Raw genomic sequence first — 12379 nt, 5'->3', positions numbered from 1 at the left:
TTTGGAAAGTCGTGGTTCAAGCCGGGCCGGGTGCCGGCCAGGCGGTGTCGTGCGTTATCTTGCATGCCTGTTGCGGACAGTTTTACAAACATCCTCAGGCGGAACAGGTTCCTCAGAACGGTTTGAGAAGCCTGTCCAGATAATCCAGTTCCTGTTGCGGGCGGGTGCGATCGGAATCGCGGCGGCGCAGTTCCTGTTCAATCTCACGTGCGCGCTGACGGGTTACAGTGTCGGGAATATGGGTGCTGTCATCGGGGGACTGGTCGCGCCCTTCGCCCAGCTTGCGGCCCAGCGGGTCACGCCTGGCGGACGCGTCGTCCCTGTCGTTGGCGCCATCTGTTTCATCGCTGGGTTGACCGCTGCCGTTTTCGCCCTGTTCGCTGCTGCCCGAGCCGGAGGAGGAGTCCTCCGACGGGCTGCCGAAAGACGGCAGAAAGCTTGGGGTGCTGTTCTGGCCGTTGCCTTTCATGGCGTCGCTCATCTGCTGGCGGCCCTTGCGCAGGGCCTCCAGCGCTTTTTCCTCCGCCGTGGCGGCGGTGGCGTCATCCCCGTCGGTCAGGGCCTTGCGGGCTTCGCGCATATGGGTGCGGGCGTCGTCGAAGGCGGCGGGGGCCTTGCCGGTCAGGTCCTTGAATTCGTTCTGCAGTTCTTCCGTCGCGCGTTCCAGGGCGTGCTGGGTCGCGCGTTCGCCACGCCGCGCACTGGCCTGCGCCTCCGCCTTGGCGGGGTCGGGCATGGGGGGCGGTGGCGCGGGTGGAGCGTTGGCCTGGTCTGCATCCTGCGGAACGGGCAGGCCAAGCTGGCGCAGCAGTTCCGAGGTGGGCATGGAGGTATAGTTCGACGCCTCGCCATCGCCGTCGTCGGCCAGGTCGTTCTGGCGGCGGGCCTGGGCGCGCAGGCGTTCGTCAAGCCGGGACTGGGCATGGTCCAGCAGGCCGGTCTGGCGGGCTGTCAGGTCGCGGGCCGCGGCCATCTGTTCCTGTGCTTTCTGCTGCGCCACCATCTGCCGGGCCAGGGCGGCCAGATCCTGCGGGGTGGCGTTGCGCATGCGTTCGGTGGCGTTTTCCATGTCCTGAAGGCGTTTGAGCGCATCCTCGGAATGGCCATTGGCCGCATCGGACTGCAACTGCTTCATCAGCCTGGAGAACGCCTTGTCTCCGGCGGCGGAAAATCCCGGCAGGTCGGGAATGGCGGTATGGTTGCGGATGGCCGCATTGGCCAGAGCCTGCATCTTGCGGCTTATGGCGTCGCGCAGGGCCTGTAATCTGGTGTCCAGTTCGGCCTTGGCGTCCTGTGTCTGTGTGCCGCTGGTACGTAGTTTCGCCAGTTGCTGGGCCACGGCGGCCTGTGCCGCGCGGACATCGAGCGATGCCTGGGCGCTCGCGTCATCCCCGTCACGGCGGTCTTCTATGTCCAGCGCCAGGTCCCACAGCATGTTCGTGGCACCCACCCAGGCGGTGTGCGCGTCGGTCCGGCTGTTGTCCAGCATGGCGATAACGGCGGCAAGGTTCAGGGCCATGCCACTGTGGTCGCGGATCGGGCCGGGGGTGTCGCCCAGGGTTTCCAGGTCGCTGGCTGTGTCGGCGCGGCTTTCCTGCCCCAGTGCAAAGCGCCTGCGCACGTCCAGAATGGCGCGGGCAAGGGGGGAATGAAAGACCCGCGCCCCAAGGGTGAAGGTGGCGGGTGCGCTCCGCGCCCGGCGCCCGCTCAGCGACTGTGCGACAATGGTGCCGGTGACATCCATGCCAGCCCAGGGGTCCTCCGACAGATCGGGGGTCAGCACCCCTTTGACGGCGTGCTGGTGCCCGGCCAGCGGCACAGGCAGGCTGAGCACGCGCCGGTCATCCATGCCGCGTGCGGGATGGGCCAGACGCATTTCCATGCCAAGCGATGACAGGCCATAGGCATGGCTGGCCTCGTAGGGCAGGCGGGTGCGCCATTCGCCTTTGGGTGCGCCGGGCCTGGGGCCCCATTTTACCTCGGGTTCCGCGTCGGGCAGCACGTTCACGGGCCAGAATGCCAGAGTGCGCCCCCGTCCGGCCAGCCGCACGGTGCCCCCATGGGCCAGTGTGGCGTTCAGCCGCCAGCTCTGTGTGTCGAGCTGCTGCACCTGGGTCCGGTCCAGCACAAGCCCTCCACCGCCGCGCAGGACGGGAGCGGTGGCAATACCCGAGACAATGACCGTCAGGTGCGATCCCTGTGGCACCTGCGGGCTGGGCGCGGTACCTGCCGGGCTGGATGTGCCAGATGCATCCGTCTTGAGAAAAACCGGAGCGTTCGGCGTGTAGGAAGGGGTGGTGATCCATGCCTCCACCCGGGGCAGGGGCACGTCCGGGTCGTCCCGGCCGGGGATGAACGCGGCCAGAATACGCCCGGGGGCGGACGATCCTGCAAGCACGCCTGCCACCACGAGTGCAGCCAGCAGGGTTGATCCCGCGGCCTGTCCCGCCCTGCTGTGCGGCAGCAGGTGCGGCCAGCCGGCGCGCAGCCTGCCCAGTGATGCCAGGACACGTTGCTGGTGGGCCTGCCACAGCAATGCGGTACGGGCGTCGGGTGATGGCGCTGGGCGGTCGGCCAGTGTGCTCAGCGGCGCGTTGGCCAGGCCCGATGCCTGTTCGATCCGGCGGTCTATGGCGGCGGGGGTGGGGTGTGCAATCCCACGCAGCCCCGCGCGCAGCCGCCAGCCGCACAGGCCCAGCCATGCGGCAAGCAGAACAAGGCGGGCACTGTCGGGCAGGTGCTGCGGCACGCGTAGCAGCCCACCCAGACAGTAAAGCCCCAGCAGGGCAAGGGGGGGCAGCAGGGCGGGGCGCAGATATTCGGCGCGCAGCACCAGTCTGGCGCGCTGGCGCATGGCGGCCAGATGCCGCGCCAGCGCCAGGGAAGGGGGCGCGGCGTTGCCATCGGGGGTGTGGTGGCCCCCGTTCTGTGCGGTCGGGGCGGTCAGGCTATGCTCCGGCCCGCCCATGGTCATGCCTGTTCGGTGGTGCGGGTCGGTATGACTTCATCCTGCCAAAGCTCCTCCACCGCCTGCCTGCGGCGTATGACTTTCCACTCTCCGTCTTCGACCAGAACCTGCGTGGCCAGCGGACGGCTGTTGTAGGTCGAACTCATGACCGAACCATACGCCCCGGTGTCGAGAATGGCTACACGTTCGCCGCGTGCCAGCGGTGGCAGCAGCCGGTCGCGGGCGAAGGTGTCCCCGCTTTCGCAGACCGGGCCGACAACATGCGTGGGGACGACGGCCTGCCCCGCGAAGTGGGGAGCCAGCGGCACGATACCATGCCACGCATCGTACATGCTGGGTCGTGCAAGGTCGTTCATGGCGGCGTCGGTAATCAGGAACGGCACCGCCATACCCTGTTCCTTGCGCAGGACAACGCTGCTCAGCAGCACGCCCGCGGGCCCCACGGGCCAGCGCCCCGGCTCTATGGCAAGTCGCACACCCAGATCGCCCAGTTCGGCCCGGATGGCGCCGGCCAGTGCTTCGGGCTGGCCTTCGGCTTCCGTGCGGTAGGAAATGCCAAGGCCGCCGCCGCAATCTACCGTGCTGACCTCCAGCCCGGCACCCCGCACGGCACGAACCAGTTCCGCGACCCTGGCATAGGCTGCGCGGTATGGGCAGGTTGTCAGGATCTGGCTGCCGATATGGGTGGAAAACCCCAGGGCCTGAATACCGGGCAGGCTGCTGGCCCGGGCGTACAGGGTATGGGCGTCGTCGAACGGAATGCCGAACTTGTTGTCGGCCAGGCCGGTGGTGATTTTTGCGTGGGTTTTCGCGTCCACATCGGGGTTCACGCGCAGGGTCACGCGCGCCGTTTTGCCCATGCGGGTGGCAATGGCGGAAATGATCGCCAGTTCCTCGGCACTTTCGACGTTGATCTGGCCGACACCCAGCCCTATGGCCCGTTCAAGCTCCGCATCGGTCTTGCCCACGCCCGAGAACACGATGCGCGCGGGCGCAATACCGGCTTTTTGCGTGCGCGCCAGTTCCCCGCCGCTGACGATATCGGCCCCGTAGCCTTCGCGCCCGACAAGGGACAGCAGGGCCAGGTGGTCATTGGCCTTGACGGCGTAATGAATGCTGACGTCCAGCCCGGCATCGCGCATGGCGGCCTGCATGCGGGCCAGCCTGCGCCTGAGCGTGCCGCCACCCAGCACCCAGCAGGGGGTGCCCACGGCGTCGGCTATGGCGTTCAGGGCCACGCCTTCGAGCATCAGCCCGCAGGTGGGGTCCATGCGCAGGTGCGGATGGGTGGCAAGCAGTTCCGCCCCTGTGGGGTCGGGGTCCGTGTAGGTGGGTAAATCAGCCATGAGGCGAGCAAAGCCTTGGAACAGACACGATGTCGGTTGGTGTGTCAGGGCGGCCGCCGGGGTGGCCGCCCGCAGGAACTATGGGGCCCAGCCCCCGTTGCGGGCAAGCAGGCCCGTTCGGACAAGGCCCCGGAGGCAGGTGGCCGCCTTATTCATCGGGCGGGTAGCTTCGCCCGTAGGTGATCTTGCTGGCGGGCCCCGGCGGGTGGGGCGAGCCGACCTTGCCGCAGGCCGCCAGCGGCAGGAACAGGAACGTGGCCAGCGCCAGCCCCAGCATCAGCCTTGCGTTCACGGGCGGGACTCCGCGGGCGTTCCGGCACTTTCCGCCTCCAGGGCGTGCAGCCAGCGGCGGGCCTGCGTGCGCACGTTGTCGGGGGCTGTGCCCCCTTCGCTGGTGCGGGATGCGATGGAGGCATCCACGCTCAGGACCGAATAGATGTCTTCTGTAATACCCGGTTCTTCAGCCCGCATGTCCTCGATGCTCAGCTCCGCCAGGCCGATGTTTTTTTCCTCAGCCCGGGCCACCAGCCGGCCCGTGACATGGTGGGCGGTGCGGAACGGCAGTTTGAGCACGCGCACCAGCCAGTCCGCGATGTCGGTGGCGGTGGAATAGCCTGAACCCGCGAGAGCGCGCATCTGCTGCGTGTTGGCGGTCATGTCGCGCACCATGCCGTCACACGCGGCCAGGCACAGGGCGGCGGCGTCGGTCGCGGCGAACACGGGTTCCTTGTCTTCCTGCATGTCCTTGGCGTAGGCCAGCGGCAGACCTTTCATGACCGTCAGCAGCCCCACAAGGCTGCCGGTCATGCGGCCTGTCTTGGCCCGGACCAGTTCAGCCGCATCCGGGTTGCGCTTTTGCGGCATGATGGACGAGCCGGTGGTAAAGGCGTCTGACAGGCGGATGAAAGAAAACGGCGACGAACACCAGATCACGATTTCTTCCGCCATGCGGGAGAGATGCATGGCCATGATCGACAGGGCGGACAGGAATTCCAGCGCGAAATCCCGGTCCGACACGGCGTCGAGCGAATTGGCCGTCGGGCGGTCGAACCGCAGCAGTTCCGCCGTCATGCGCCGGTCGATGGGGAAGGACGTGCCGGCCAGCGCGGCCGACCCCAGCGGGCATTCGTTCAGCCTGCGGCGGGTGTCGGCTAGGCGGCCCCGGTCGCGGGCCAGCATTTCCACATAGGCCATAAGGTGATGGCCGAAGGTCACGGGCTGGGCGGTCTGGAGGTGGGTAAAGCCGGGCATGGGATCGGCGGCGTGTTCCTCCGCCCGGCGGGCCAGCGCGCGCATGAGCGAGGCCACCTGCCGGTCCAGCCCGTCTATGGCGTCACGCACCCACAGGCGGAAGTCGGTCGCCACCTGATCGTTGCGCGAACGTGCGGTATGCAGCCGCTTGCCGGCTTCCCCTACCCGTTCGGACAGCCGTGCTTCGATATTCATGTGAATATCTTCGAGCGCTTCGGAAAACACGAAAGACCCGCCTTCGATCTCCTGCCCGATGGCGGTCAGCCCCTGGCGTATGGCGGCTTCGTCCTGGGGGGTGATGATGCCGACATGGGCCAGCATGGCCGCATGCGCCAGAGACCCTTCAATATCCTGCTGCCACATGACCTTGTCGAAGCCGATGGACGCGTTGATGGCCTGCATGATCTCGGAAGGACCACCGGCGAAGCGGCCACCCCACTGGACATTGGCATGGCCCTGTGTGGCCGGTTCCGCGTTGCTCTGGCTGCTCAAGGACATATGTTGGTCTTACCTGTTCGACTGCGTGCACATTCTTTGTGTGCCGGATTTATACCGCCCGCGCGCGAATGCAAAGCACGTACCCTACCGGGGCGGCGTCTTTGGTGCAAACATCGCAGCCCGAATGGCTGGTCCCCCAATGTCAGGCCCCGTGACTGATTTCTTATGACTGATGCCATGACTGATTCCGCGACTGGCTCCCCCGCAGGTTCCATGTCAGATCCTGCGGGGGCTCCATGACCGGGCCCGTCACCATGACCTGTGCGGCCGTCATGGCCACCTCAACGTTGCAAAGCAGCGCTGTGTTGCGCCACGCGCGGCAGCCCTGCACGCGTGCCGGCTGGCGGGGATGGGCCAGGGCGCATTTTTCTGCTTAGACTGTGCAAAGACATTGATGGAGTTGACGGACCATGACGACAGACAAGCTTGCAACCTTTGGTGTGATCGATCCGGGCGCGAATGTGCTGCTTGAGGTCATCCGGGCCGAAAGTCCGGTTGCCGCCGTGCGTCGTCTGGAAGAGAAAATGCGCGGGCCGGAATATGTCGCCGCACACAGCTATGACGAAGCCGGTGAGGACGCGCTGAACGCCACGGACCCGGCCTATCTGGTCTATGCGCTGGACGGGAGCGGACTGGACGCGGAAGCCCTTGGCGGGGACGATGCGGGTACGGTGCGCGCGCAGGCCGACCTTGCCGCCGTGGTTGTGTCTTCGACCCTGTGAAGCACACGGTTCATAATGGATGGAACGCCGGACCAAAGGATACGGGGCAGGGGCGCATGACGGGGGCGCATGACAGGGGGAACAGCAGGGGGCGAGGCAGCAGTTCATGACAGCTGACGGACTGGCCGCCATGGCTGCAAAGGCAAGTTTTGCCGTATACGGGCACGATACGGGCGGCCCGTTCGTGCTGGTCAGCGACCATGCAGGGCAGGCTATTCCCCCCCTGCTGGGCGATCTGGGGGTGAGTGCTGCCGAACGCGCGCGCCATATCGGCTGGGATATCGGCATAGACGGTGTGGGGCGGGCCTTGGCCGATGCCCTGCCAGCGGTGCTGATCGAACAGGTCTATTCCCGGCTGGTGATCGACTGTAACCGCGCACCCGGGCACCCGACTTCCATCGTGCGTGAAAGCGATGGCACGGCAGTACCGGGCAACCACGGGCTGTGCGCGCAGGATATTGCCTGGCGGGAGCAGGAAATCCTGCATCCGTATCACGACCGTATCCGCCAGGAACTGGCAGCCCGCGCGGACCGTGGCCAGCCGACAGCCGTGGTGGCGCTGCATAGTTTTACCCCGGTCATGCGTGGCAAAGCCCGGCCATGGCATGCGGGGGTTCTGCACAACAGGGATTCGCGGCTGGCCCATATCATGCTGGACCTGCTGCGGCAGGACGGGCTGACCGTGGGGGACAACGAACCCTACGCCCTGACCGAGACATCGGACTACACCATTCCGCTGCATGGCGAACAGCGCGCCTTGCCCCATATCGAACTGGAAATCCGTCAGGATCTGATAGCCCGGCCAGACGGGCAGGCCGAATGGGCAGATCGTCTGGCCCGCCTGCTGCCCATGGCGTGGCGTGACTTCTGCGACCGGTATGGAGATAATACATGACAACGCACGCGACATCCGCCCTGCCGGGTAGCAATACGGCCCGGCAGAGCCTGGGCGAACATGCGGGTCCGGCCAGCCAGATCATTACCGGCAAGGCGCGTCTGGCGGGTGTCATCGGCTGGCCGGTCAGCCATTCCCGCTCCCCCGTTCTGCACAATTACTGGCTGCGTCGTTACGGGGTGGACGGTGTTTATGTACCCCTGCCTGTACAGTCGGGCACGTTCGAGGTTGCGGTGCGCGGCCTGCAGGCTGCGGGGTTCAGGGGCGCGAATGTCACCATTCCCCACAAGGAATCAGCCTACCGTCTGGCCGATGTGCTGGACGACTCCGCCCTTCAGGCCGGGGCGGTCAATACGCTGATTTTTCAGGATGACGGGAAAATTCGCGGCCTCTCAACAGACGGGGACGGGTTTGTCGCCAGCCTTCAGGCCGAAGGGCATGCCATCCGCTCCGGCACGCGAGCACTGGTGCTGGGTGCTGGCGGGGCCGCGCGTTCGGTTGCAGCGGCCCTGCTCCGGCACGGGATGGACGTGCATGTCAGCAACCGCACCGCCGCCCGGGCCAGCGAACTGGCCAGTGCCTTGCCCGCTCTGGGGGTGGTGGCGTGGGACGGTTGGGAAAACCGGCTGGGAGACTACAGCCTGCTGGTGAATACGACATCGCTGGGTATGGAGGGCGGACCGGACCCGATGTTCAGCCCGTCTTTCGCACAGGCGGGTGCGGGGCTGGTAGTGGCTGATATCGTCTATGTTCCGCTTGTAACGCCGCTTCTGGCTCAGGCGAGGGAACGCGGGCTGGCGACGGTGGGCGGGCTTGGCATGCTGCTGCATCAGGCGCGGCTGGGCTTTACGGCATGGTTCGGGGTGGAACCGCAGGTGGATGACGCCACCCAGGCCCATGTGCTGGGCAGCCTGCGGGGCTGAATGCCCCGGCGTCTCGCCCCTTCTAACCCGCGCTCCGTTCCAGTGTGTGCAGAATATCCTGCACGATGCGCAGCAGCGCATTGTCCTGCCAGCGCGGTGCCGACAGCATCATGCCCATGGGCAGGGCGTGCTGCCCCGCCTCTACCGGGAAGGAAAGCGACGGCAGCCCCGCCATGCTGTCGGGGCGGGTGAAACGGCTATAGGCCGGAAAAACCGGCAGGTTTTCCCCCTGCGGTGTGACAACGCCAGTCTGCGCGACAGCGGGGGGCAGAAACGGGGTGGTAGGTGTCAGCAGGACCGACACTCCGGCAAAGACCGCCCTGAACGCCGCGTGCAATGCAGGCCAGCCAACGCCGATGGCCTGGGTGTAGTCCCGCGGTGCGGCAAGTGCTTGTTCCGCGCAGCCTTGCAGCACTGCCGCCACATCGGCACTGGCCGTGGCGGCGACCAGCGCGTCGAACGGGCTTTCCCGCAGGGTTGCGCAGGCGGCGGAAAGAGCGTGGAATGTCTCGTGGGCGGCGATCGTCATGCCGCATTGCCCGTCAAGCCGGGCGACGTGTTCAAGGCTGACCGGTTTCAGGCTGTAGCCCGCGTGCAGAAGCCTGTCGCACAGGCGGCGATAGGCCATGGCAATGGGCTGCTCCAGCGTGTCGAGCGTGCTGGCCTCCATAATGCCGATGACAGGCGCTGTCTGGCTTGGGGGGAGGGTGGTTTCTCCGCTCAGAAGCCGGTCGGCCCAGATGATCCAGCGTAAGTCCCGCGCCATAAGTCCGATCGTGTCACGGCTGGGGGAAAGATGTACCACGCCGTCGGCAGGGTACCGGCCTGTTGTGGGGCGAAAACCGATAACACCGCAATGGGCTGCGGGAATACGTGCGGAGCCCCCGGTATCCGTCACCAGGGAAAGATCGCCCAACCCCACCGCCAGCGCAGCGGCAGACCCGCCACTGGACCCACCGGCCACCCGGGACGCACAAAACGGGTTGAGAATGGGGCCGCTCCAGGCATTGACGCCGGTAATGCCCAGCGCGAGCTCGTGCAATGTCGTTCTGACCGCCGGGTTGCCCCCTGCCGCGCGGAGCAGCCTTACGGCAGTCGCGTCGGTCTTGGCGACGACATCGGCAAAAAATGGCGAACCGGCCGTGAGCGGCATGCCGCGTGTGGCGATGTTGTCCTTGACCAGAACGAGCGGACCGCCATGCGTCTCGATACCGGCCATGTCCATGCTGGCAATGGCGTTCAGGCTTTCTGCCCGTTCAAGGCTGGCCGCAAGTGGGCTGGCCGCAAGGGAACTGGCTGCAGGGGAACTGGCCACAAAGGATAAGGTCACGTGATCGTTTTCCGGTTCAGGTCGTTCCAGGACGCTGCATGATTATTACGTAACCGTAAAGACAAGAAGCCCGTTCGGGCAGGTATTTGCAGGGCGGGTTCAGCCAGCCGGGTGAAGTTTTGATGGCGGGTTGCCCTGTCGCATTGTATCCCCACCAGAGCGGTTGAAAGACCGATTATCCGGTGCGGTTCCCACCCTTGGAGACGGAAGGTGTTGCGACGTTGAGCGGCCGCACGACAAAAACGTGTGACGGAGCAGCATGAAGAAACCGCTCTTATGAAGAGTGTCGTGAAGACAGGATCATGAAAACAGGGTCATGAAAATACTGGGCCTGACAGGCGGCATGGGCATGGGCAAGAGCACGGTGGCGGCCATGCTGGCCCGTGCCGGCATGCCCGTATTCGATGCCGACGCGGTCGTGCGCAAGCTCCAGTCCGAGCCGGGGCCAGTGCTGTCCGCCATGGCAAAGCTGGTGCCAGACGCCATGGCCGGAGGCAGGCTGGACCGTGCGGCCCTGCGCCGGGCTGTCATGGCGCGACCGCACCTGCTGGGGCAACTGGAGGCCATTATCCACCCGCAGGTGCGTCTGGCGCGCGCGCGGTTTCTGGCCCGTCAGCGCAGGCGGGGCGCGCGCTGGGTGGTGCTGGATATTCCCCTCCTGTTCGAAACCGGGGCAGAGCGGCTGTGCGACCATGTGCTGGTGGTGTCGGCCCCGCGCTGGGTGCAGGCCCGCCGGGTGGCGGCACGGCGGGGCATGAGCGCGGCTGAGGCCAGCAGGCTGATAGCCCGGCAGATGCCCGATGCCCGGCGGCGGCTTATGGCCGATACGGTCCTGTATACCGGCGGGGCGCTGGGCGATACACGGCGGCAGGCCCGCCAGTTTGCCCGGAACTGTTTTGCCCCAAGACAATTGACCAGGAGACAACAGGCATGAAACGCTCGATTCTGTTCGATACGGAAACCACGGGCTTGGACCCCGCAACCGGAGACAGGGTGATTGAAATCGCAGCCCTTGAACTGGTGGGGGACCTGCCGACGGGGCGTAATTTCCATGTCCTGCTCGACCCCGAGCGCGACGTGCCGGAGGAGGCAAGCCGCGTGCATGGCTTTACGCTGGCCGACCTGCAGGGCAAGCCGAAATTCGCGGAAGTGGCGGCCGATTTTCTCGCGTTTATCGGCCAAGATCCGCTGATAGCCCATAATGCACGGTTCGACTTCGGCTTCCTGAACGCGGAACTGACACGGGCAGGCCACCCCGTGCTGGATATGGGCCGCATGGTCGATACGCTGGACATGGCGCGCGAGCGCTTTGCGGGCATGCCCAACAGCCTGGATGCGCTGTGCCGGCGCTTTGGCATAGACCTGTCTGCCCGCACCACCCACAACGCCCTGCTGGACTGCAAGCTGCTGGCCGAGGTGTATATCGAACTCATGGGGGGGCGGCAGCACGGGCTGGGCCTGGTGGCCGAAGGCGGGCAGGCCCCGGCTGTGACGTATGACGGCCCCATTGAACGCCGCGTGATCCGGATCAGCCCCACGGATGCGGAACTGGCCCGGCACACGGCTTTTGTCGAAAAACTGAAAGATCCGGTCTGGAATGCGTGACTTTTTGTCCGTCCGGCCACACAGCCCGGATGCTGCCTGAAAGGGCTTTGCAGAGTGTGACGCCTGTGCCATGCTTGAGCGGCCAGAAGAAAAAAGCGCCTGTTCTGCCGGGCGGTTCGCCCCGTTGTTCGTTGTGGATACCCGGGGTGCCCCGCCACCGGGACCGGGGACGAAAAAAGCCGCCCGCCGCATGTTCCGCCGCTGAAACAGGGAGCTTACCCGATGCGTCCAGCATCCAGCCGTCTCGCAGTTACGCTCGCTTTGTGCGGGGTATGGGCAGCACCTGTCCATGCGACGCCACTGGGTCCGGTTACGGCTGAGGTCACATTCAGTTCCAGTTCGGCAAGCCTTGGGGTGGGTTACACCTGGGGGCACGGGGTGCTGAGCTATGGCGGCCGCCACTATCCGTTCGAAGTGCGGGGGGCCTCTGCCGCGGCCATAGGGTTTTCGTCGGGCACCAGCGTGGGCAAGGTCTACAACCTGCAACGGGTCGAGGATTTCGAGGGCACGTACTGGGCTCTTTCGGGCGAGGCAACGATCGGCGCAGGTGTTTCCGGCTCGCTCATGGAAAATAACGACGGCGTGCGCATCCGGCTGGAGGAAACCCGTTCGGGCGGGCGTTTCGCGGCGTCACCTTCGCGGTTGACCGTGCGCTTCGTGCATGCGCCGCCTGCCGCCACCCCGCAGGCTGAAACGGCACCATCGGGCCAGACCGCGCCGGGCAGTGCATCTGTTGCCGTACCTGCACCGGGCGGGAACCCGGCTGCTGGCACGCCCGAAAGCAAGGCCGCGCATTAACTGCGGCGGCGCACCAACGCTGTCACCAGTGTCGGTTCTGCCG

Annotated in this window: 11 protein-coding genes; 6 read left to right on the top strand and 5 right to left on the bottom strand. The window is 66.1% G+C overall.

Going from position 1 to position 12379, the window contains the following annotated elements; translation table 11 throughout:
* Nucleotides 1–112: 112 nt before the first annotated feature.
* The 4 genes from ABF990_RS03640 to argH form a co-directional block, all read right to left on the bottom strand.
* Nucleotides 113–2968, bottom strand: coding sequence for a DUF4175 domain-containing protein (locus tag ABF990_RS03640; protein ID WP_415499944.1), 2856 nt, complete (start codon nucleotides 2966–2968; stop codon nucleotides 113–115).
* A gap of 2 nt (nucleotides 2969–2970) precedes the next feature.
* The gene (lysA, locus tag ABF990_RS03635; protein WP_415491152.1) at nucleotides 2971–4314 is read right to left on the bottom strand and encodes a diaminopimelate decarboxylase; all 1344 of its coding nucleotides are present in this window, start codon (nucleotides 4312–4314) and stop codon (nucleotides 2971–2973) included.
* A 148-nt stretch (nucleotides 4315–4462) separates the two neighbouring features.
* Nucleotides 4463–4606, bottom strand: a complete 144-nt coding sequence (locus tag ABF990_RS03630; protein WP_415491153.1) for a hypothetical protein — start codon at nucleotides 4604–4606, stop codon at nucleotides 4463–4465.
* A complete protein-coding gene (gene argH / locus ABF990_RS03625; protein ID WP_415491154.1) occupies nucleotides 4603–6063 on the bottom strand; it encodes an argininosuccinate lyase in 1461 nt (486 codons plus the stop codon). The genes ABF990_RS03630 and argH overlap by 4 nt, the downstream gene beginning before the upstream one ends.
* Nucleotides 6064–6473: 410 nt before the next feature.
* Here argH and ABF990_RS03620 point away from each other — a divergent pair, with 410 nt between their 5' ends.
* From ABF990_RS03620 to ABF990_RS03610, 3 genes are all read left to right on the top strand, one after another.
* A complete protein-coding gene (locus ABF990_RS03620; RefSeq protein WP_415499942.1) occupies nucleotides 6474–6785 on the top strand; it encodes a hypothetical protein in 312 nt (103 codons plus the stop codon).
* Nucleotides 6786–6915: 130 nt separating this feature from the next.
* A complete protein-coding gene (locus ABF990_RS03615) occupies nucleotides 6916–7680 on the top strand; it encodes an N-formylglutamate amidohydrolase (protein ID WP_415491190.1) in 765 nt (254 codons plus the stop codon).
* On the top strand, nucleotides 7677–8603 hold the full coding sequence (locus ABF990_RS03610) for a shikimate dehydrogenase (RefSeq protein WP_415499941.1): 927 nt from the start codon (nucleotides 7677–7679) through the stop codon (nucleotides 8601–8603). Before ABF990_RS03615 ends, ABF990_RS03610 begins: the two co-directional genes overlap by 4 nt.
* 22 nt (nucleotides 8604–8625) lie before the next feature.
* On the opposite strand, the gene ABF990_RS03605 is transcribed toward ABF990_RS03610, so the two are convergent.
* A complete protein-coding gene (locus tag ABF990_RS03605; RefSeq protein WP_415499940.1) occupies nucleotides 8626–9933 on the bottom strand; it encodes an amidase family protein in 1308 nt (435 codons plus the stop codon).
* Nucleotides 9934–10249: 316 nt separating this feature from the next.
* Between ABF990_RS03605 and coaE the strand changes: the two genes are divergently transcribed.
* The 3 genes from coaE (at nucleotide 10250) to ABF990_RS03590 (ending at nucleotide 12336) form a co-directional block, all read left to right on the top strand.
* A complete protein-coding gene (coaE, locus tag ABF990_RS03600; RefSeq protein WP_415491157.1) occupies nucleotides 10250–10867 on the top strand; it encodes a dephospho-CoA kinase in 618 nt (205 codons plus the stop codon).
* Nucleotides 10864–11538, top strand: a complete 675-nt coding sequence (gene dnaQ / locus ABF990_RS03595; RefSeq protein WP_415491158.1) for a DNA polymerase III subunit epsilon — start codon at nucleotides 10864–10866, stop codon at nucleotides 11536–11538. The genes coaE and dnaQ overlap by 4 nt, the downstream gene beginning before the upstream one ends.
* 222 nt (nucleotides 11539–11760) lie before the next feature.
* On the top strand, nucleotides 11761–12336 hold the full coding sequence (locus tag ABF990_RS03590) for a hypothetical protein (RefSeq protein WP_415499939.1): 576 nt from the start codon (nucleotides 11761–11763) through the stop codon (nucleotides 12334–12336).
* Nucleotides 12337–12379: the final 43 nt, after the last annotated feature.

The organism is Acetobacter sp., assembly GCF_047723915.1.
In the GTDB taxonomy this organism is placed as follows: Bacteria; Pseudomonadota; Alphaproteobacteria; order Acetobacterales; family Acetobacteraceae; genus Acetobacter.
Note: the sequence above shows the minus strand (reverse complement) of the source record. Positions and strands in the feature narration are given on the sequence as shown.